This window comes from Halomicrobium sp. HArcel3 (genome assembly GCF_058933135.1).
This window is the reverse complement of sequence record NZ_JBZYDN010000004.1, coordinates 352,037-372,993: the sequence shown is the minus strand read 5'-3', so window position 1 is coordinate 372,993 and position 20,957 is coordinate 352,037. Positions and strand designations below refer to the sequence as shown.

General features: G+C 63.3%; 19 protein-coding genes and 1 tRNA gene. 7 read left to right on the top strand and 13 right to left on the bottom strand.

Going from position 1 to position 20,957, the window contains the following annotated elements; genetic code table 11:
• The 3 genes from AC5FRV_RS13515 to AC5FRV_RS13505 all read right to left on the bottom strand — a co-directional run.
• Positions 1 to 1,061 (bottom strand): DUF7827 domain-containing protein (locus AC5FRV_RS13515; RefSeq protein ID WP_493561610.1); only part of this gene is annotated, 1,061 nt, incomplete at its 3' end.
• A gap of 441 nt (positions 1,062 to 1,502) precedes the next feature.
• Positions 1,503 to 2,255 (bottom strand): VOC family protein, encoded by a 753-nt coding sequence (locus AC5FRV_RS13510; protein ID WP_493561609.1) that lies wholly within the window; start codon positions 2,253 to 2,255, stop codon positions 1,503 to 1,505.
• 146 nt (positions 2,256 to 2,401) lie between these two features.
• Complete coding sequence (locus tag AC5FRV_RS13505) at positions 2,402 to 3,511, bottom strand: OBG GTPase family GTP-binding protein (protein ID WP_493561608.1); 1,110 nt, start codon at positions 3,509 to 3,511, stop codon at positions 2,402 to 2,404.
• A gap of 266 nt (positions 3,512 to 3,777) precedes the next feature.
• Here AC5FRV_RS13505 and AC5FRV_RS13500 point away from each other — a divergent pair, with 266 nt between their 5' ends.
• Positions 3,778 to 3,978, top strand: coding sequence for a VNG_1110C family protein (locus AC5FRV_RS13500; protein WP_089815446.1), 201 nt, complete (start codon positions 3,778 to 3,780; stop codon positions 3,976 to 3,978).
• Between the two features lie 102 nt (positions 3,979 to 4,080).
• On the opposite strand, the gene mvaD is transcribed toward AC5FRV_RS13500, so the two are convergent.
• On the bottom strand, positions 4,081 to 5,061 hold the full coding sequence (gene mvaD / locus AC5FRV_RS13495; RefSeq protein ID WP_493561607.1) for a phosphomevalonate decarboxylase MvaD: 981 nt from the start codon (positions 5,059 to 5,061) through the stop codon (positions 4,081 to 4,083).
• A 161-nt stretch (positions 5,062 to 5,222) separates the two neighbouring features.
• Between mvaD and AC5FRV_RS13490 the strand changes: the two genes are divergently transcribed.
• Entirely contained in the window at positions 5,223 to 5,777 is a 555-nt protein-coding gene (locus AC5FRV_RS13490; protein WP_493561606.1) for a GrpB family protein, read from the top strand.
• 81 nt (positions 5,778 to 5,858) lie between these two features.
• The gene (locus tag AC5FRV_RS13485) at positions 5,859 to 6,305 is read left to right on the top strand and encodes a plastocyanin/azurin family copper-binding protein (RefSeq protein ID WP_493561605.1); all 447 of its coding nucleotides are present in this window, start codon (positions 5,859 to 5,861) and stop codon (positions 6,303 to 6,305) included.
• 105 nt (positions 6,306 to 6,410) lie between these two features.
• Here the strand turns inward: AC5FRV_RS13485 and AC5FRV_RS13480 are convergent, their stop codons facing one another.
• The 4 genes from AC5FRV_RS13480 to AC5FRV_RS13465 are packed head-to-tail and all read right to left on the bottom strand — an operon-like array spanning position 6,411 to position 8,910.
• Complete coding sequence (locus AC5FRV_RS13480; protein WP_493561604.1) at positions 6,411 to 7,073, bottom strand: 30S ribosomal protein S3ae; 663 nt, start codon at positions 7,071 to 7,073, stop codon at positions 6,411 to 6,413.
• Positions 7,070 to 7,306 carry a KEOPS complex subunit Pcc1 gene (locus AC5FRV_RS13475; protein WP_493561603.1) on the bottom strand — a complete coding sequence of 79 codons (237 nt, stop codon included), beginning with the start codon at positions 7,304 to 7,306 and terminating at the stop codon, positions 7,070 to 7,072. The genes AC5FRV_RS13480 and AC5FRV_RS13475 overlap by 4 nt, the downstream gene beginning before the upstream one ends.
• The gene (locus AC5FRV_RS13470) at positions 7,303 to 8,445 is read right to left on the bottom strand and encodes a hypothetical protein (RefSeq protein WP_493561602.1); all 1,143 of its coding nucleotides are present in this window, start codon (positions 8,443 to 8,445) and stop codon (positions 7,303 to 7,305) included. The genes AC5FRV_RS13475 and AC5FRV_RS13470 overlap by 4 nt, the downstream gene beginning before the upstream one ends.
• The gene (locus tag AC5FRV_RS13465; protein WP_493561601.1) at positions 8,446 to 8,910 is read right to left on the bottom strand and encodes a 30S ribosomal protein S15; all 465 of its coding nucleotides are present in this window, start codon (positions 8,908 to 8,910) and stop codon (positions 8,446 to 8,448) included.
• A gap of 393 nt (positions 8,911 to 9,303) precedes the next feature.
• On the opposite strand from AC5FRV_RS13465, the gene AC5FRV_RS13460 reads away from it, so the two are divergent.
• A complete protein-coding gene (locus AC5FRV_RS13460) occupies positions 9,304 to 11,103 on the top strand; it encodes a DUF7289 family protein (protein ID WP_493561600.1) in 1,800 nt (599 codons plus the stop codon).
• Between the two features lie 251 nt (positions 11,104 to 11,354).
• Positions 11,355 to 13,148 carry a DUF7289 family protein gene (locus AC5FRV_RS13455; RefSeq protein ID WP_493561599.1) on the top strand — a complete coding sequence of 598 codons (1,794 nt, stop codon included), beginning with the start codon at positions 11,355 to 11,357 and terminating at the stop codon, positions 13,146 to 13,148.
• A gap of 35 nt (positions 13,149 to 13,183) precedes the next feature.
• On the opposite strand, the gene AC5FRV_RS13450 is transcribed toward AC5FRV_RS13455, so the two are convergent.
• Genes AC5FRV_RS13450 through AC5FRV_RS13430 form a run of 5 tightly spaced genes read right to left on the bottom strand, consistent with a single transcriptional unit; the run spans position 13,184 to position 16,543 of the window.
• Positions 13,184 to 13,942 (bottom strand): DUF7289 family protein, encoded by a 759-nt coding sequence (locus tag AC5FRV_RS13450; protein WP_493561598.1) that lies wholly within the window; start codon positions 13,940 to 13,942, stop codon positions 13,184 to 13,186.
• Complete coding sequence (locus AC5FRV_RS13445) at positions 13,935 to 14,375, bottom strand: DUF7266 family protein (RefSeq protein WP_493561597.1); 441 nt, start codon at positions 14,373 to 14,375, stop codon at positions 13,935 to 13,937. The genes AC5FRV_RS13450 and AC5FRV_RS13445 overlap by 8 nt, the downstream gene beginning before the upstream one ends.
• Positions 14,372 to 15,388 carry a DUF7261 family protein gene (locus AC5FRV_RS13440; RefSeq protein WP_493561596.1) on the bottom strand — a complete coding sequence of 339 codons (1,017 nt, stop codon included), beginning with the start codon at positions 15,386 to 15,388 and terminating at the stop codon, positions 14,372 to 14,374. The genes AC5FRV_RS13445 and AC5FRV_RS13440 overlap by 4 nt, the downstream gene beginning before the upstream one ends.
• On the bottom strand, positions 15,376 to 15,960 hold the full coding sequence (locus AC5FRV_RS13435) for a DUF7288 family protein (RefSeq protein ID WP_493561595.1): 585 nt from the start codon (positions 15,958 to 15,960) through the stop codon (positions 15,376 to 15,378). Before AC5FRV_RS13435 ends, AC5FRV_RS13440 begins: the two co-directional genes overlap by 13 nt.
• Position 15,961: 1 nt before the next feature.
• The gene (locus AC5FRV_RS13430) at positions 15,962 to 16,543 is read right to left on the bottom strand and encodes a DUF7287 family protein (RefSeq protein WP_493561594.1); all 582 of its coding nucleotides are present in this window, start codon (positions 16,541 to 16,543) and stop codon (positions 15,962 to 15,964) included.
• Positions 16,544 to 16,721: 178 nt separating this feature from the next.
• Between AC5FRV_RS13430 and AC5FRV_RS13425 the strand changes: the two genes are divergently transcribed.
• A tRNA-Ala gene (locus AC5FRV_RS13425) sits at positions 16,722 to 16,793 on the top strand.
• A gap of 338 nt (positions 16,794 to 17,131) precedes the next feature.
• Positions 17,132 to 20,890, top strand: coding sequence for a DUF7289 family protein (locus AC5FRV_RS13420; RefSeq protein WP_493561593.1), 3,759 nt, complete (start codon positions 17,132 to 17,134; stop codon positions 20,888 to 20,890).
• The last annotated feature ends 67 nt before the right edge of the window (positions 20,891 to 20,957 follow it).

Below are 20,957 nucleotides of genomic sequence, written 5' to 3'. Positions count from 1 at the left end.
CCGAGCATGTTGTCACCAGCGGGGTCAGCGTTAGTGTAGGAACCGCCTTCCTTCTGGAAGGTGACGGTGTCGTCGTCGTCCTCTGCCCAGACCTTCTGATCATCAGGAGCGCCGGATCCTGCAGTGTAGGAGTTGAACTGGACGGTGACTTCGCCGTCGTTGTCACCGTCTTCGACGTTCGCCTCGAGCCAGTAGTTCTGGTCCGAGCTACCGATGACGATCGTCCCTTCGTCGGTGTTCTCCATCTGCAGGGTGATGTCGGCGACGTCACCGACCTGATCCTGAACGACGTCTTCTTCGAACTGGATGTCGCCGTCACCGGCCTCGCTCACGTTGACCGAGGCGCTGGAGCTGGCGGTGGTGTCGTCAGCTTCGAAGTCGAACGTGTACTGACCAGCGTCGACGCCAGAGAAGTTCGCTTCGTAGTCACCACGCGTGACTCCGGAAACGGTGATGCGGTCCTCGTCGTCGTCCTCGTCGATGTTGGACGCTTCGAACCCGGCAGTGTTACCCACGTCGTTGAACGTGGCGTTCAGTTCGCTCGCGCTGAGGTCACCGTCAGCGGAGATGTTAACCGCGAAGTTGTTCCGGTTGGAACTGAGTTCGTACTCAGCGTTCTCCTCTTCGTCGGTGACGTTGGTGTCGTCGAAGTCGACATCGAGCGTCTGCTCGGTCACTTCGAACGAATCACTAATGTCAACGGTTTCCCCACCGGTGGTGAGGAAGTAATCACCTTCACCGAGGTCATCCGTCTCGATGGTGATCGCTCCGTTCGAGCCGGAATTGTAGTTCCGTTCGTGAGAGCTATCCGTGATGTCACCACTACTACTATCTGTGTCGTCGACACTACGCAGTTGATAATCTACACCCTGATCCAGACCTGTCGCATTGACGGTCTGACCAGCGTACACGAGGTTCGTGGACGATCCATCCACCTCGTAAGTTACACCGCTGTGATTCGCAGCGGCTGAGCCAGGCAGCGCGACGGTCATCGCGAAGACCGAGAAGACCATCAGCGCAGCCAGGAACAGGCTACGAAGTTTGTCGTTTGTCGTTGTCATAGGTTGTCGATTGTCCGATTGGGCGGCGTCAACAGCTTTCCTCCCAGCACGGACGCGGTCGCCCCGCGTCCGAACCGAACCTGAGTACTCGTTGTCGGCGCCATGGGTAGGGGTGCTTGAATGGTCTTATCTAAGTGGTAATAAGCCTTGTCGATACTGTTGAGTATAGAATATATTTACGGAGGGAACGGAAGTGCGATATTTCAACGTCTTCGGTCTAGACAATTACCATCAGGGAATCGGTGATCGGCGACGTGTTACAATTCATAAACTAATTCTCATTGACGTTATGGGTGCCGTCAAGGAGGTTCGATTCCCCCACGACAGTCGATGGACTGACCCCCAACGCAGTGCTCGAACGAATGACTCGTAGCTGATTGGGCCAGCGTGACCAGAACGAGTATCGTCAGAAAGCAGGGACCGCCGCGATTGAGCCTACCGCTACGCCGTCACGACTTCGATCTCGTGACCGTCGGCGTCCTTCGTGAACGCGTAGTTCATGTCGCAGGACTCGGGGTCGCGGTAGTCCTCAGCGTCGCGCTCCAGCAGCGTCTCCCAGGCCGCGGTCAGGTCGTCAGTCCGGACCGCGAGGTGACCCCAGGCGTCGCCCATCTCGTAGGACCGCCCGTCGTAGTTGTAGGTGAGTTCGACGGTCATCGCCTCTTCGGCGGCGTCCTGGGGCGCGACGAAGTAGTTCGCGAAGGTGTCGGACTCCCAGCGCCCGGCGGGGGCGTAGTCGAGCTTCCGGGTGTACCAGCCCAGCGCGTCGTCGGCGTCCTCGACGCGGATCATCGTGTGGTCGAGGCTCCAGCGGGCGCCGTAGTCGCGCTCGACGATCTCGATCTCGTGGCCGTCCGGGTCCTTCACGAAGGCGTACCCGGGGTTCTCTTCCGGCGGGCGGTAGTCCTCGACGCCCTCGTCCATCAGCTCGTGGTAGGCCTCGGTGACGTCCGCGACGCGGACGGCGATGTGGCCCCAGGCGTCGCCCATCTCATAGGAGCGCCCGTCATGGTTGTAGGTGAGTTCCAGCAGGGCGCCGTCGTCGTGGACGTCCTCGGGCCCGAGGAAAACGTTGGTAAAGGTGTCGGCCTCCCAGCGGCCCTTCTCCTCGTAGTCGAGGTGGGACTGGTACCAGTCGAGGGACTCGTCGAGGTCTTCGACGCGGATCATCGTGTGGTCGACAGTGAACGTCATAGTGGGATAGACGCCCGGACGGCCGAAAAACGTACCGCCAGTGGTCGCGCAGGTGACAGAGCAGCGAGCGAGTGGGAAATCGACCCCCGGATACCGGGCTTGCGCTCACGTGCGTGCGCGAAGGAGAACCACCTGCTCGTCGTGTACTACTTGCTCGTCGTGATCCGGAGCACGTCCTCGTCGGCGAGTTCGTGTGACTGCCCGACCTGTTGCTCGTCGTGTTTGGCGCTCGGACCGGTGACGCGAGCGAAGCGGAAGCGGTCCTCGAAGTCGCCGCCGAGTTTCTCGCAGGCGTCTTCGACGGTCTGGCCCGCCCGGAGGATGAGCGGTTCCTCGTAGTCGATTCCGCGGCCGGGCTTGTCCATGTAGATACGGATGAGGCCCAGTTCCTCCCAGATGACGTCCTTGAGCGCGTCGAGGCCCTTCTCCTCCGCGGCGCTGATGAAAACGGCCTCGTCCGGGTCGAGATCGTGGTCGCGCAACTGCTCGTCGACGGTCCCCTTGTAGTCGGGCTCGATCAGGTCGGCCTTGTTGACGGCGACGACGGAGGGGAGGTACACCCGGTTGTCCATCACGCCGTCGATGAGGCGGTCGATGTCGACCTGTTCGCCGATGGTGACGTCGGCGTTGACGTGGCCGTGCTCGCGCAGGACGCCCTTGATGGTCTCCTCGTCCAGGTCCAGGTCGACGCTGGAGTTGACCGACAGGCCGTCCTTGGCCTTCCGGCGGATCGAGACGCGCGGCGGGTCGCGGTCGACGCGGACCTTGTTCTTGTAGAGTTCTTCGCGCAGGCGGGCGTACTGTTCGATCTCGAAGACGGAGAGGACGAAGACGACGAGGTCGGCCGTCCGGACGACCGAGAGCACGGCCTGGCCGTCCCCGCGGCCGCTCGCGGCGCCCTCGATGAGCCCCGGGACGTCGAGCATCTGGATGTTCGCGCCGCGGTACTGCAGCATGCCGGGGTTGACGTCGAGCGTCGTGAACTCGTAGGCGCCGGTCTCGCTGTCGGCGTTGGTGAGGGCGTTGATGAGCGTCGACTTGCCGACGCTGGGAAACCCGACCAGGGCGACGGTGGCGTCGCCGTGTTTCTCGACGGAGTAACCGGTGCCGCCGCCGGCGGAGGACTGGTTCTCGAGTTTCTCCTTCAGCTCCGCGAGCTTGGACTTCAGCCGACCGATGTGGGCCTCGGTCGACTTGTTGTAGGGCGTGCTGGCGATCTCCTCTTCGATCTCGCGGATCTCCTCTTCGAGCCCCATTACGTTAACGTCCGCCCGCCGTCCCGAATAAGGCTTTCCTACCGTCCCGGCGACGGGCCTCCGGTCGGCGCGCCCCCGGCCGCGGTCACCCGCCGGGTCACTGGCAGCGTCGGCTCGTGAGACCCGGCGGCGTGGGCCGTCGGTGCCGCGTGCAACCGACACGATGAATTCGAGGGAACGGCTTCGACACTCCTCCTGACGGGCGAATCTCTCAGTCACACGTGCATTTCGACACACTAATACGGGGCCCCACACCACAACCGACAATGGCAGACGTCGATCGGTTTCGCGACAGCACGCAGATTCTGCTGCCAGCGACTGCCCTCGACGGGATTCGGGACGAACTCGAAACCCGATTTACCCTCACCGTTCGCCAGGAAGGCCCACAGGTCCGCATCATCGGTTCGCCGGTCGAGATCAAGGAGGCCACGGACTTCCTGGCGATGAACGGCGTCACCCTCGCCTGAGAGGGGTTCTCGAATCCCCATTCTGTCGGTCAGTGTGCGACAGTAGGTCGCGTCGGTAAGAGCCGGTCGCACGTAGAAGCGCCGAGCGTTCCCAGCGAACCCTCAGAACAGCGCGTCGGACTCGTCGAGGACCTGTGCGGGACCGCCGACCTTCCACTGGCGGGTGTCGACACCGCAGTCGGCCACCGCTTCCTCGACGCGATCGACGTACTCGGCAGTCGTGTTGACGTAGACGCTCGCGCCGGTGTCGACGGAGAAGTAGACGGGGACGTCCTCCTCGGTCCTGAGCTCTCGCACGGCGTTGAAGATTTCGATGGTCCGGGGCTGCCAGTACACCCACCCCGCGGGGCCGGTCATCGTCGTCGCCGCCAGCGAGAGCGAGTCGTGCTCGGCGAGTTCGAAGGCGTCCTCGAAGTCGCCATCGCGGAGTTCGCCGCGCATCGCCGCGATCTGTCCGTGGATGTGGGCCATCCGGCCCTCGAACATGTGGCTCTCGGCGGCCTCGGCGTGGGCGGAGTCGGTCTCCTTGTAACTCGGAACCATGCCGGCGACTATACGAACGTCCTCCTCCAGTTCGTCCGCCACGTCGATGCGCTCGGAGCGGCAGTCCTGGTCGTCCGCGCCGGTGCGCAGGTGTGAGTACGCGCCAGTGACCGCGCGCGCGGCCGAAGCGGACCCGCGACGGGCGATGGCGGACACCTCGGGTCGGGTCAGGTCCAGCCCCGCCGCCTCGCTCAGCGCCATCGCGGCAGCGGCGAATCCCGACGCCGAGGACCCGAAGCCGATGTTCGTCGGGAAGTCGTTCTCGGACTCGAAGCGGACCCGTTGGTCGACGCCCGCCCTGTCGCGGACCTCGTCGACGACTTTCCGGATGCGGTCGGCGCCGTGTCCCGCCACCGATTCCCCGTCGATGACGTACTCGTCCGCATCGAGCTCGGGATCGAACTCGACCGTCGTCAGGCTGTGGCTCGGCGCCGTACAGACGCTGATCGAATCGTGGTAGGGGAGCCGCAACTCCTCGTCGCGCATCCCGTGGTACTTCACCAGCCCCTGGATCGGGTGTGCCTTCGCCGTCGCTTTCATACTGGTTTCTTCTGTGGGGTGTACTTTGCAGTTGCGTCTCTCAGCTGCCAGTGTTTCCTCGTTGAACGGTGGACAAACACCGCGACCGGGCGGACCGTTTCCCCGATCGGGACAGTCCATCGACACCCCCATGATGGACGCAGGCGATTCCCCGGGACGAGATGGACGAGCCCGACATCGACTACAGCGAGCCCATCAGCGTCGTCGAGTACGATCCGGCGTGGCCAGACCGCTTCGAGCGCGAAGCGGCACGCCTCAGCGACGCCCTTGCTGAACTCGACGTCCGCCGGATCGAACACGTCGGTAGCACGTCGGTGCCCGGCCTCGCGGCCAAGGACATCGTAGACGTCCTCGTGGTTGTCCCAGACGAAAACGTCGGCTGGGAGTGCGTGGACCGACTCGAATCGATAGGGTACGAGTTCTTCGGGGAGTGGGACGAGCCCGACGGACGGCTCGAACTCGGCCGGTGGCCCGAGGACGGACAGCGGTTCAACCTCAACGTTCGGTTCGAGGACGGGGACGGCTGGCGACGAAACCTCCTGTTGCGGGAGTACATGCGCGAACACCCAGAAGCCCGCGAGGGCTACGAGGCGGTCAAACGCGACGCCGCCGCGCGACACGCCGACGAACCGTTCGAGTACACGAAGGCCAAGTCGGACGTCATCGAGGAGATTCTCGACGACGCGCAGACCGCCGGATACGACGACCGAATCTAGATCAGGACGTCGCTCCGCTTCGTTCCCGAATTCCGGGACCGATCGCGGTTTTGAAGCCTGTCGGGCACAGAGTCTCGGACAATGGACCGTCGCGCGTACCTCCGGGCCGTGGGTGGGCTCTCGACCGTCGGGCTGGCTGGCTGTTCCGGACTCGTCGCCGAACAGGGGACCGGGAGTCAGGCCTACGACGTCGGGATGTCGTCGTCCGCGTTCCGACCGGCGCGTATCGAGATCGACCCCGGTGAGACCGTGGTCTGGCGCAACACCAGTTCCCACGCCCACACCGTCACCGCCTACGAAGACGCCATCCCAGCGGACGCCGCGTACTTCGCGTCCGGCGACTCTGACTCGCAGACGGCGGCCGAAGAGGGCTGGAGGCAGGGGTCCGAGGGCGCGCTCTACCAGGGCGACGAGTACGAGTGGACGTTCGAGGTCCCCGGGGAACACCACTACTTCTGCGTCCCCCACGAGCAGGCGGGGATGGCCGGGACCGTCGTGGTCGGCGAGGCCGAGCGAAGCGAGCCGTGAACAGCGACACAGAGACAGAATCGACCGAATAACGAACGAGTGACGAGCGAACGCATCGCCACTCGTCGACGGTGAAAAATCCGAAACGCTGCGGCGAAAACCGGCTTACTCGGCGGCTTCTTCTTCCTCGACGACGTCGCCGACGTCCTCCTCGTCGACGTCGACGGAGGCCTCCTCTTCGGCGGCGACTTCCTCGGGGTGTGCCTCGAGGGTCGTCTTCTGGATCTCGACCCGGCGGAGCGGGTAGATGTCCTTCGCCTCGCCGTAAATGGCCGAGGAGAGCCGCCCCTCGACGATGGAGTCGACGACCTGCTCGAAGGTCCGGTCCTGGGCCGACTCGCGGACGAGGTCGATCATCGTCCGGCGGATGGCCTGCTCCTGGGACTCGTCGGCGCTCTTCGTGGTGAGCGCGACGGGCTGGATCTGGACGCGGTAGTCGTCCGTCGTCAGGACGGTGATGAACGCCTCGATCTTCGAGGATCCCCGGCGGACGAGCGAGCGCAGGTAGTCCCGCGTCAGCTCGTGTTTGACGAACTCCGTGTAGGCGGAGTCGGAGGCGACCTCGTTGATCTTGAAGGTCAGCTTGATGTTGTTCTCGCTGGCGTCGTTGTTCAGGTCACCCAGCGTGGTCTCGATGGTGCGGCCGAGCACCTTGTCCGGTTCGTCTGCCGTGGTCTGGCCGAGCTCCGCCCGGTCGAACTGTTCGGGGGCGAGCACGGTGTACCACCGCTTCTGTTGCTTGCGTCGGGATACGGATCGTTCGCTCATGTGTTGTTAGTAGTCGTGTGGTCGGATAACTGTGCCGCGACGGAGAGGTTGACGACGTAGTCGTCGACAGTCGACTGCAGCCCGCCAGTCGTCTCGCGCTCGATGGTCGTCACGAGCGCGTCGTCCTCGACCGTCGTTCGTATCTCGTCGGTGTTGTCCGGGCGGACGGCGCACGCGAGTCGCTCCGCAGTCTCACTGTCGCCGTGGGTCGTGCGGATCGTCGCGCGTCTCATAGTGCCTCCCGGAACGTCTCGACGAACTCGTAGCGTTCGCCCGCGAACTGCGCGCGGGCCCTGTCCTCGGTACCGGTCGCGTCGCCGTCTGCCGCACTGGCCGCGGCGGAAAGCGCCGCGAAGACGTCGGTGCCGTCCGTCGACCGGGCGGCCGCCCGGTCCTCGCCGACGACGAGCGTCACCGGTTCCGGCGAGCGGAAGTCGGCGACGAGTCGCGCGACGGTGCCGACGGGCATCGCGGCCCCACGGGCGACGAAGACGCCGTCGTACCGGCGCGTCGTCGCGTCGGCGACGGCATCGTGTGCCCGCTCGGCGTGGCTGCGCCACGCGGCGAGCGCCTCCTCGCGGAGGCCGTCGTGGCCGAGCGCCAGCGCGACGGCGATACCGGGGCGCTCCCTGGCAGCGGCGTCGAGCACGTCGGCGTACCCGTCGACTGTCTCGAAGGGCCCACCCACGTAGGGCTGGAGCGCGCGTTCGACGCGTTCGCCCGCGCGGTCGGCGGCGTCTTCGGAGCCCGTGACGGCGAGGGCGACCAGCGACGCGACGCGCCGGTGGTCGTCCTCGTCGAGCGCTTCGGGCACTTCGCCGTCCGCCGGCAGGTCGAGTTCCGCGAGCGTCTCGGCCGTCGCGTCCGCGTCGCCGGAGAACGGCGCGTTGACGAGCGTCGAGTGTGCGAGCCCGTCAGCCAGGTCCGGGACCGGGACGGCGACGCCCAGACGGCGTTCTATCCCGGCGGTTTCGGCGGCTTCGGCAACCAGCCCCGACACGTCGCCCGCGGCGATCGTACCGGCGAGGGCGAGGGTCGGATCCGCTGGGTCGCCGAGTTCGCCAGCTGCCTCGAAGGCGGTCACGCTGGACGGCTCGGGGCCCGTGACGGAGACGTCGGCCGTCGCGTCGTCGTGGCCGACGGCGACGGTCAGGTCGGCGTCGGTCGCGCGAGTCGCGTCGCTGAACGGGCGCACCACGGTCGCCTGGAACGGCGTCCCGCGAGCGTCGAGCGCCCGGGCGAGCACACCCGTCGCGGCCAGCGAATCGCCGTCGGCGCGGGCGACGAGGCGGACGAATCCGGCCTCGCGGAGCGCGGCGGCGAGGTCGCTGGCGGCGGGGGCGGACGACTGGTCGCGACCGGTCGTGGACATCTAGTCGAGGAGTTCGACGGCGGTGTCGTAGCTGTAGGTGAAGTCCTGGTCGATTTCGTCGCCGCGGTAGTAGTCGACCATGCGACGGATCTTGGACTGCGTGTTCTGCAGCGCGCGCTTGTTCTGGTGGTCGCCGGGGTTCTCGTCCATGTGCTCACGGAGTCGAACGGCCCGCTCCATCAGGTTGCGCAGGTCCTCGGGGAACTCCGGCTCGGCGTCGTTCTCCTCGAGGATCTCGGTGACTTTCTTTCCCGTCGCGAGTTTGACGTCCGGCACTGGCGTGCCCTGGACGCCCTCGTCGCGCAGTTTCTGGCCGATGACGCTCGACGAGTGGCCGTCCTCGGCCAGCTCGACGACGCGCTCTTCGATGGCGTCTTCGTCTACGTCGCTCCACTCCGGCGGTTCGTCTGCCGCGGGCCTGTCCGAACCGGACGAGCCTCGGCGGCGTGTGTGCATTCGTGCCATTGTTCGTATTGGAACGGCACAGACCGCTATGACGCTCCTGCAGAGCAGCGTCTGGCGTGATGTTGCGTGGTCCGAGCGAAGTGAGGACCACGTCGAACGCGAACGGCGTGAGCCGTGAGCGCTGGTGGTTCACTCGCTCCGTCCGGACGCACGGAACACGGCCGCAATCTCGGAGCCGCCCAAACGGGCGACGAGTCAGATTTGCGGTCGTGCTGTTCCCGTCTCTACAACGACGAGCGCCCGACTAAACGGTTTCCATCTGTCCGTCCGAAACCGGTCCTTCGCGCGCGAACTGTACCGAATCGCCGCCGGGGAAAATTTCGGCGCGGCCTTCTCAGAACGCGAAACCGGTCGCACGGATATAAGACGCCGGGGAACAGGGAACACACAGAGATGTGGAGGATTACGGACAGGGTGGGAGTATCGACTGGGGGAAGGGGGGATTCTCGCGCCCAGACTGCGCCGCTCGCAGTCATTCTGGTCCTGGCGATGGTCATCGCGGGATCGACGCTCGTCATCGCCGTCGGCGGGCAGGCTATTTCTGAGACGCAGACCCGACTCGACGGGGAACGGGCAGAGAACACGATGACGCAATTCGACTCCCAGGCCGCGATGGTCGCGATCGGCAGTGCCAGCGTTCAGCAGGTGAGTCTGGAGTCGAGCGGGGCATCGAAGTACACGGTTCGGAACGAATCGGGCTGGATGAACGTCTCCTACACGGACGGTACCAGTGGCGACGTCACCACGGTGTACAACTCCTCGATGGGAGCGGTCACCCGCACGTCGGGAGACAGCACGCTGGCGTATCAGGGCGGTGGCGTCTGGCGGTCTGACGGCGAGGGGAGCGTGATGATCTCCCCGCCGGAGTTCCACTACCGCGACGCGACGCTCACGCTCCCGATGGTCCAGGTCAGGGGCGACTCGTCCCTGAACCGGCGGGCCACTGTCACGCACAACAGCACGACCCAGCACTACCCCGACCGGGACAACAGCGACTTCAGAAACCCGCTCGACGACGGACGGGTCGAAGTCACGGTCCAGAGCGAGTACTACGAGGCGTGGGGGAAGTACTTCGAGACGAGAACCGACGGTGACGTCGAGTACGACCACTCGAACGGTCGCGTGACGCTGGAGCTGGTGACCCCGCCCGAGAGCACGACCGTCACGTCGGCACTCGCAGCAGGCGCCGGTGGAAATCTCAACGTCCAGGGAACCGGTGGTGGCCCAGGTTCGTGTGCGGACTGGAACTACCTCGACAGCTACAACTCCTCGAACACGCTCGACGACTACTGCAGCCAGACCCACGGTACTAACGGGAACGTCACCTACGCAGGCGATATCACGATGTCCGGGAGTGCGAACTTCGAAGGGAGTATCCGAGGAGGAGGATACGTCCACCTCACGGGGAGTTCCTACGTCACGGATGACGTTTACTACGCCTCGGGATCCGAACCGAGCAACTCCCGCGTCGGTGGGTCGGTCGAACAGATAGACGGCGTCGAGTCGGCGAGTCCGATCAACACGCACGTAGCAGGGCGTGTGAACGACATCGAGAGCAACAACGACAACGGCGACACCGGCGTTCCGATAGACGGGAGCGACCGACTGACCGGGAGTGATCCGACGCTCGAAAGCGGTACGTACTACCTCGAACGCATCGACATGGGAAGCAGTTCGGTCGACTCACTCGAGATCGATACGACAGGCGGCGACGTCACCATCGCAGTGAACGATTACATCCACGTCAGCGACGGCGGATACGATATCACTGTTACCGGTGGCAACGACGTGCGGGTCTACGTCAACACCTCCGAGAAGAAGGGCGGAAGCACCGGCCTCCACGTCGGAAAGAAGTCTTCGATTGCCACTCCGCACAACAACGCGACGCAGCTCTACGTCTACGGGAAAGACGATTTCAACGCGACGATTCAGGGGGCAGGCGGCTCTAGCAGAGCCCGCTTCTCCGGCGTCATCTACGCACCGTCGGGCAGTGACGGCCCAGGCACAGTCACTGTCGGGCACGGCGACGTCTACGGCGGTATCGTCACCGGCACGGCGAACATCAACACGCAAGCGGGACTCCACTACGACGAGGCGCTCGCCGCGGAACAGGCGCTCTCGCCCGACGCAGACGTCGTCCGGGTAACGTACCTCCACATCTCCGTCAATAGCGTCAACGTGACGAGTGGCTGATTCCCCCTTCGCTGCTCCCTACGCTGCCCACTTCACTACTCCCTGAAGCTGTACCTGAAAAGACAGGTGGCCACAAGCGCTAATGAGTGTCCCCCGAGGGCAGCTAGCATGCTATCCGAACAGGGGTCACCTCACGCTGCGGTGAACTGGTCTCTCACCGCGGGAATCGAAGCCGAGCTACAGCACGATTACACGGAGCGATAACCTGACGTGCTAGTTTATGGCCACTGGTACACAACACGGAGAGAAGAATGAGTGAGCCGGAACTCCGTTCTACGCTCCGGAAAAAGGGGATCGGGGGATCGCGAGGGCAGACGGGACCGCTCGCTGTCATACTCGTGTTCGCGCTCGTGATAACCGGGAGCACGCTGGTCGTCGTCACCGGCGGCCAGGCCATCACCGATACCCAGAACAGGCTCGACGTCGAGCGAGCCTCGAACACGATGACCCAGCTCGACTCGCAGGCGGCGATGGTCGCCATCGGCGACTCGAAGACCCAGCAGATCCCACTGGACTCGGAGTCTGTCGAGGGATTCAGCGTCGAGAACGAGTCGGGCTGGATGAACGTCTCCTACCAGAACACGGCCACGCGCGCCGTGACGACCATCTACAACGAGTCGATGGGAGCCATCGTCTACCGGAGCGGGACCGAGACCATCGCCTACCAGGGCGGCGGCGTCTGGCGGGCCGACGGGGACCGGAGCGTGATGGTCTCCCCGCCGGAGTTCCACTACCGCGACGCGACGCTCACGCTCCCGATGGTCCAGGTCAAGGGTGACCGTTCGCTCACGCGCCGTGCGACCATCACCCGCAACTCGACGACGCGGTACTACCCGAACGAGAGCATCAACTCGAATTTCGTGAACCCGCTCGTGAGCGGGAAGGTCAACGTCACGGTCGGTGGGCCGTACTACCGCGCCTGGGGGTCGTACTTCGAACAGCGAACTGACGGCGAGGTTACCTACCAGCACGGCAAGAACAGGGTCACGGCGTCGCTCACGGTCCCAGTCGGTGACCGGCGAGTGAAGGAAGCAGTTCACGCCTCGTCGACGTCGGGGACGATTACGTTCAAGGGATCGACCGACCCCAGCATCGACGCGTACACGTCGGCGGACGGCGACGGATACGCCGGCGAAGGAAAGGACAACAGCTGGAACAACGCGACGCTCACGACGGCCGGCGACGTCGACGTCCAGGACAACGGCGTCCAGATCTACGGGAACATCTCGGCCGGCGGCGCGGTCGACATGAAGGACTGGTCCAACAACTTCCACGGCCAGCGCGTCGAGTACGGGACGAGCATCAACCCCTCGCCGCCGGCCGGTATCGAGACCGAGCAAATCTCCGAGACCGCCGACACTTCGAAGATAGACGGACCGATTAACGAGCGCGTCGACCACATCAGGAAAAACCGGGACGGTGACAGCGACTTCTCGGGCGACACGATCACGAGCAGCGCGACCATCGGCGAGGAGTCGCCCGGCGGAACGATGTTCTACGTCGACCACATCGACCTCGGGTCGACCGAGACTCTGACCGTCGACGCGACTGACGGCAACGTCTCCATCGCCGTGCGCGACTACGTCCGGCTGGACCAGGGGACTATCGAAGTGGTCGGCGACCATCCAGTGCGCTTCTACATCAAGGGCGAGAACTCGCTCTCGTCGTTCTCCCCGTCTGCGACCAGCAACTCGGTCGAGCCGAACTTGCTCGTCGAGGGCGGTACCGTCCACACCGGCGGTGACGAGAACGCCACGCAGGTGTGGTTCTACGGGAAGAGCGACTTCGAGGCCGCTTCAGTGCAGAACGGCGGAGACTCGAAGATCGTCGGCGTGATATACGCACCGGGGAGCGACAGCGGGATGATACTGCGGAAGAGCGAGGTGTACGGCGGTATCGTCACGAACGAGATCGAAATCCTGGACGACGGCGTCATCCACTACGACAAAGCGCTGGAGAACACGCGCGCCGTCCCGGAGGCAGCCCGGACGACCAAAGTCACCTACCTCCACATCTCCGTCAACCGCGTCAACGTCACGAGCTGAGACTCACCCGGAACCCGCGCCGCCGGCGGTGTCTATCACCGGTCGATGGTGACGCCGACGTCGTAGACGACGACGTGGACGACGCGTGGGTTCGAGTGCTCGCACTCCAGGTACTCCTCACCGTTGATCGTTTCTATCGGCGTCGCGCCACAGTCGAAGTCGGGGTCGTCGACGAAGTAGTCGCGCCACAGTTCGTTGCGAGGCGAAGAGACATTGAAGTACAGCGAGTCGACGGAGCCGCGAGAGTCCGACACGGCGACGTCGGTCCCACGGTTGTTGGCACGCAACAGGACAGTCGACCCGCCAGTGCTCTCCACGCTCGAAGACTGAGTCGCGACGACCGGGAGCAGCACGCGGTCGTTCTCGACGACGAACGGCGGTTCCTGCAACACCAGGGCCCCATCACGCTCGACGCGGAACACGGCGCCGGCCTCGTAGACGAGTTCGCGTTCCCGGTCCCCGTCGTAGACGATCGGACGAATGTCGCGTGTCACCGTCGTCGGGTTCCCAGCGCTGTCTTTCACGGTGACGTTTATCGAGACGTTCTCGTCGGTGTACAGCTGTGACTCACCGAGGCTGACCTCCGTCGCACGGCTCGGCGCCCCGCGTTCGTAGATGTCGGCCATGTTGTCGCCGAGGACGTCGAAGGCCCGCTCGGCGTTGTTCATCTGCTCGGCGTCGCGCGCCGACTCGAGCGATCCCAGGCCGCTGACGCTGACGATAGCCACGGAGGCGACGACGAGACCGAACACGAGGGCGAAGCTCAGCACCTCGCTGGCGGCCCGGTCAGTCATTCGTCACCTCCAGTTCGTTCGCCGAGGTGTGCGTGACGACGACGGTCCCGCCGCCAGCGTTGGACGCCGCCACGTGCGTGGTCGTCTGGATGCGCACCGAGACGGTTATCTCCGGATCCGTCGAGGTCAGGACGAGTTCCGTCTCGGGAGTGGTCTCTAACGACAGCCGATACCCCGTTCCGCTGATCCGCTCGGGAAGCGACTGGGAGAGGGTTACCTCCTGGTTGCCGTCACCGGCCGTCACGAGCCGGTCGGCGCGCTGGACGTCCGAGGCGACCTGTTGGCCGATGACCTCGAGTTCGGACCGGATGACCTCCTCCTGACGGTCCTCGACGAAGCCGCCGCCCGCCGACAGGAGCCCGGTGACGAGTACCGCCATGATGCCCAGGCTGAGCACGTAGTTCAGCGTCGACGAAACGGCACGGTCGGTCATCGTGGCTCACCCGGGGCGACCCGGACGTCCGTCTCGTACTCGAGCTTCGGTGAGTTGTAGACGTACCGGACGGTCACGTCGTAGATGGCGTCGTCCCAGTACGGTGAGTCCGAACCGACGCTGGCGTTGAGGGTGTTCGAACTCGCCATCGACTGATTTCGCGTGACCAGCGAGTAGTTGCCGTGGGCCTCGTCGCCGTGCTCGAAAGTGACGTTGTACCGGTCGCCCACGCCGCTCGCGAAGCGATAGTTCCCGAAGTCGCCGTTCGTATTGGGACCCTGCCGGAGCGCCCCACAGGGTTCGCCGGCGAGGCGACCCTCCGTGACGTCGACGTGGACGAACGCCCCGTCCACCTCCTGCATACATCGTGCCTCGGGCTCGCTGTCGACCTCGACTTCGACGTGGACGTCGTCCGACGGTCCGTCGCGCCACAGCGTCATCGTCCAGGTCGCGGAACCCTTCCACTCCTCGACGACGATCTGGAAGGCGCCGCTCTCATCGGGTTCGAGAGACGACTTCGTGACGTTCAGTTCGAACGCCCGCGTCGCATTCCCCTCGCTCCCGGATCGGTCGACGTCGTCGACCACGTGCCAGTCGGAGTTCCCGTTTCTGTCCTGGAACGCCCGGCCACCGCTGGTGTTCTGTGCGATCCGAGAGCCGTACTCGATAGATCCGGATTTCCGCGAGACGTTGACGATGGCCGTGTCGGCCGCGCTCTGTTTCGAATAGGCCGTGTTCACGTTGCCGATTCCCCTGTCGACGCCCTGTTCGAGTGTGCTCTGGTCTGTCGTGTTGTAGACGTTCGCCGACGCGATACTCTGGCCGACGCCGCGTTCGACGTCGTGTCTGAGCGTCAGGGCGTCGCCGCTCCCGCCCGTCTCGCCGCGACTCGCCAGGTTCTCCGTGAAGATGGCGGAATTGACCACGAGCGCGAGCGCGACGAACGTCACGGCGAGGGCGAAGGCGGCGACGAGGATAAGCTGCCCGCGGCTCCGTGACCCTAGATCCGCCACGCGACCACCTCCACGCGGACGACGTTGTACACGCCCGTCCCCACGTCCTGGGCGTAGAACGACGACGACTCGTTGAGCGTCACGTTGGTCCGCCGCAGGTCGTGATCGTACAGTCGGTCGTCGTCGGCCAGCGTCACCGTGCGCGACGCACTCACCGCGTTGTCGCTCGGGACGCCCCGATACACGACGCGGTTCTGGATGGTTTTCCCGGAGGGTGACTGGAAACTGACGTACAGGTTGTACGAGATTCCCTTCTGGTCGAACGACCGAGACAGCATACTCCCGAGCGTCGTGTTCGGCGGGTCCGACGTGTAGTAGCCGATGGAGCTCGTGTTGTGGAAGTCGCCGTCGCTCTCGTTCCAGTAGAGTACCGTTTCTTCGAGTCCATCCCGCTCGGCGGCGGCCGAGAGGACGCCGGACGCGACCGACCGCTGCTGGTTCTCGATGTGCTGGCTCGACGTACTCGCCGATAGCGGCGTCACCGCCGTCATCTGCAGTGCGAAGATGACGCTCGCGAGCAACAGCAGTGCGGCGACGACCCCCTCCAGCGTGTGTGCTTGGCCTCTGTCCATCTTACCACATCTCCACGACGACCGTCACGTCCTCGCCCGCGAGGGACGCGACGCGCGTCGCCGTCACCGCATCCGCGTTGGTCGTCGGTGGCGTCTCCCCGGCAGCCAGCCTGACGTCACACGTCCCGTCGTCCGCTTCGACCAGCGCGTCGCTCGAGCCGTCCCAGCAGAGCTGTTCGGACCCGACGTCCGCGGCGGACGTGTTACCCTGGACTGTGACGTTCACGTTCTGTCTGTCCTTGATCCCGACGAAATCGGCCAGGTCGTCCTTCGACGGGCCACACGCGGTGATGTCGGTCCCGTCCTCGGCGTGCTCGAAGAAGTCGACCGTACACGCCGTATCGAGGACACCGGGCCGCTGGGACGACCCGAGCTGGTTCTGGGTCAGCCCGTCAGCGACGCGATTGACCGTCACCGTCTCGTCCTGGGCACCGACGGTGAACGGCTCGACGATACCAGGGACGAACAGGAAGATGAACATGACCACCGCGAGGAAGATACTGATCCCGATGGCGAAATCGAGCGTCGTCTGGGCGCGACTCTCTCCGCTGCTTCCCTTCGCATCGTCGTCCCCCCTAAACATTGGTAATCCAATCAACGCCGAACGTCTCTAATCGCTCGACGGACCGTGTCTGCAGACAGGTTAGTCTCGACTCTCTTAGCCATTGTGGCCGATTCTACCCGAGGAATAACGGGAACGTGTGACACGCCGTCCGGCGCTTCGATGCCTTTATCAAAACCGACCGGATACGAATGAGTGCGGGCTCGTAGATCAGTGGTAGATCACTCCCTTGGCATGGGAGAGGCCCCGGGTTCAAATCCCGGCGAGTCCATCCCGTTTTGGCTGCTGTGCTCGTCGAACTCGATTCTCGCTCTGGCCGATACTCAGATGACGCCATCGATTGATCCGACCAACTCGCCCATTGCAATCGTGGACTCGACGAACGATTTCACGTGAGCTATCAGTGACGCGGGCGCGCTACGTGAGATCTCGCGAACGGCGGTCCGGGGTGCGATTTTTTACACGAGTCCCACATAACAACGTCTGCAACTCGACTTCGCTGGTGCCGAAAACTGTCATTGCAGCGACGTAGGGCCATTTTTCCCATTACGAGTCGTGAAACGATCGATAGTTTTTCGTACCTCCATACTCCTTCAATTAACGATAATCATGGGGTGTGGGCCCGAATCCGAACAGCGTGGCATATCTCACCTCGTTGGCGCAGTCCTGCTAATCGGTATCACGATGACGGCAGTCGTGCTGATCATCGTCGCCGGCACAGGGACGATAGGGGACGTCAACGAGGACAACAAGGCAGAGGTCGCTGGGCAGACGTTCGCCCAGACCGACGAAGCGTTCCAGGCGTTCGCGCGTCAGGATCGAAACCGCAGTCGAACGGTCGAACTTCCCGAGTCGATGAACGGGGACGTCGAGGTCCGGGACTCGTCGTGGCGGTTGCGACTCAACGACGATTCCGATTGTTACTCCGGAACGCGTCGAATGGGGGAGATGCGTTACGAAAGCGACGAACAGACCGTCGGCTACGAAGGTGGCGGCATCTGGAAGAAAGACGAATCCGGCGCGACGATGGATACACCGCCGGAACTAACGTACCAGGAAGGTTCTCTCAGCGTTCGATTCCCGAACATCACTGGAGAGATGACGACGTCGAATCGGGTCTCGCTCTCCTCGAACGTCTCTCGACAGGACCTCCACAACCAGCGACTCTCGAAGGCTCTCTACACCGACCTCGACTACGACGAGACTGGCAGTTACTCGGTCGTCTGCTCGCCGGCCGAGCTCGACAGCGCGACGCTCTGGATAGAAGACAGCGAGTACGCCAGTGCATGGGCTCGGTACTTCGAATCGAACTACGAAGATAAGCTGGTAAGCGTCGAGACTTCGGATCCGATCGAACCTGGAGACACTGTCAAGGTCAAGTTCCAGCTTGGAGACGTCTCGAATCCGGACTACAACATCACCGATTACGACGTGTCGCGCGCGACTGGCACGTCCGACATGATCGTCGAGGCAGAGATAACCAACGACGGGGGCCTCGACGGGAGTCAGGACGTCAAGTTCGACTACACGGGCCCAAAGACTGGTTCGGATGCGAAAAACAATGTCGAACTCGAATCCGGGGAATCGACAACGGTATCGTTCAGCGTCCCGGATGGGGACATCGAATCTACCCCGCCAGAATACAACCTGGAAGTCCGGACCGAGAACGACTCGAAGGATGTCGACATTGCGTTCGGGTCCCCAACTGGAACGCCTAACGCGGCACTCGACAGTGACGTGCCACAGAACGCCAGTACACGAGAGGACGTCGAAGCAGACGTCACTATAGACAATACGGGCGGGATGACTGCCTACGAGGACGTCGAATTCGAGTACAAAGCCGCCAGTGACTCCGATTGGACCTCAGTGGGGACGAAGACAGTCGTAGTTGATCCCGGTACCGACGAGACGGTCCAATACGACTTGCCAACAGAGAGTCCAGGATTGTACGACTGGCGGGCAAAGATAGACGGAAGCACGGAGTCCGGCCAGTATGCCGTCGGGTCCAATCCGTACTTCTCAATCAAGGAGACGGACAGTCCCGCAGTGGTCCACTCGTACAACGACTACGAACTGGACGTCACCATCGAGAACATCGGAAACCTACAGGGAGAAATGCCCGTCGACGTCATCATCGAACGGAACGCGAGTTCCGGTTGGTCACACGTGGATACGAAACGTGTGACGCGAACGATCGACGGGACTGCTTACTCGTCGAACGAAGACGACGTGACCTACCGGAATACGTTCACTCGACAGGGTGAATACCGGTACACGATCGAGACGCCGAACGAGACGACGTCCGAGACGTTCCACGTCGGTTCCCCGGAGAAACCGATGCTCGTGGTCGATTCGGTCGAAATAGATCCGAACCCGACGACGTTCGACAGGTACTCGTGGTTCAACGTGACGGTCGAAAACGCCGGACCTGAGACTGCGAACCAGCACGTCCAAGTTCGCAACGAAGACGGCGAGACCATCGCTTCGGAGTTCGTCTCTGTCGACCCAGGTGAAAGTGAGACAATCCATCAACAGGGCCACGTTACCGACTCGCGGTTCGATATCGGACACAACTCCGTGACCGTGAAGACAGCGAACGCCTCCGTCTCGAAGACGCTGATAGTTCAGGAACGCGATAACATCGGTGGAGGTGACAACGGTACTATCGTCGTCAACGAAAACGTCAGGGCCGAGATACAGGTTCTCGGCGCCGAACTAGAAGGGAGGAATTGGTATTACGACGACGGAAACCACATCACACAGGCGCCGACGGAGATGTGGCTGGACGTCGAGAACGACAGTTCCAACGAGCGGGTCGATCTCTTCGAAGACGAATACGACGGGGACGTCAACCACCCCGCGGCCGAGAAAGCGATGATCGAGAATTCGAGCGCATACACCGTTACACAGACGTTCGGCGCCGGTACCGAGATATCCCTGTTCGCGAGGTCGTACTACTGCGGGGACACGTCTGAGACGGGTGTGATATTCGAGGGGATCATGCCTGGCGGTGAGGACGCAGAGGGGCTAAAGTGTACAAAGGGGGGTGAACGAATCACCATCAGTGACGACTCGAACAGCCAGAACGTGGTCATCCTGAGTGACGGTGACGAGGTTCCCGCGTTTGGTGCCGCCGATGCGTACCAACGTGACCTCAACGACATGCTGGGGCACCGCATCGAAGACGACGGAACGCTGTCGCTGGGGAACGACGAACGAGTGTTCCTCTACGAACTGTCGGATCCGAATGCCCGCCCGGAGGAAGCGACAGGGTCGGGCGACCCAGACTACAACGACGCCGTCGCGCTGTTCCGCGTAGTCGACGTTCAGCGAACAGTGCAGACTCCAGCGGACTTCACGATAGAGGACGTCGACGCTCCTGAAAGTGTCTCGCGCGGCGAAGACGCCCAGATATCGATCACCGTCAACAACACCGGCGGAACAGCGGGCGACACGAGTGTCCTGTTCGACATGGAAGCCCAGGACATGATCCAGGGGCAGACGAACGAACTGGAGCCCGGGGAAACTGACACCGTGACACTCGACATTCCCACGGACGTGGATCCAGATACGTACCAGTACACCATTCTGCTCGGGTCCGCACCGCGCGAGTCCCACTACGGGGCAATCACGATCGGCGAGGAAGACGGGCCGAACTTCCAGATCACGTCGATGTCAGCGCCCAACGTGAACGAGACCCACGAATCTCCGACAGTCGAACTCAAGGTAACGAACACCGGGAACAGCGCCGGTTCACAGGACGTTCGAATTCTCGAAGAGCCCTACAACTTCGGTGACGAGATCGACTCCGTCCAGATGGACCTCGCCTCGCACGAGTCGAAGACCGTCACCCTCGATCTCCCTACACGGGGTAGCTCCGGCGAGGTGTACTTCAAGGCGGCGACGGACGACACGACGACACGCGAACAGCGGATCTACTACGGTGAATCCGACGTCGCCATCGAGTCGCTGGCCATCGGAACTTCGACGTACGGAAGCGGTGGCGACCTGATCGAACGCCGCAACGCGGACACGATGAGCTTCAAACTGGAGAACGGCGGCGACGTCGGTGGCGTCCGCGACGTCGAACTCGTCGTCGGGAACGACACTGATCAGCAGAAGTTCACCGAGGATTCCGTCCAGGTCGGTGATGGCCGTATCTACTCGTCGTATCCCAAGTGGCTCACGTTCCCCGTGGGCCTCGACACCGGATACTACGACTACTCGCTCACCGTGGAGGACCACGCGGGAGTCGAAGATACGTGGGAGGGTGAACTGTTCATCAGTAACGAAGTAGACGCAGGGGACGCGAAGAACAGTAGTTCGCCCATCTCTGTCGACTCGAACGAAGTCGTCATCTCGGGCTGACCGGGTGGTTGCGAGCGGTTTGATTTTCGTCGCCTGAACAGGCGACACGCCTTGGAAGATTTCCGAA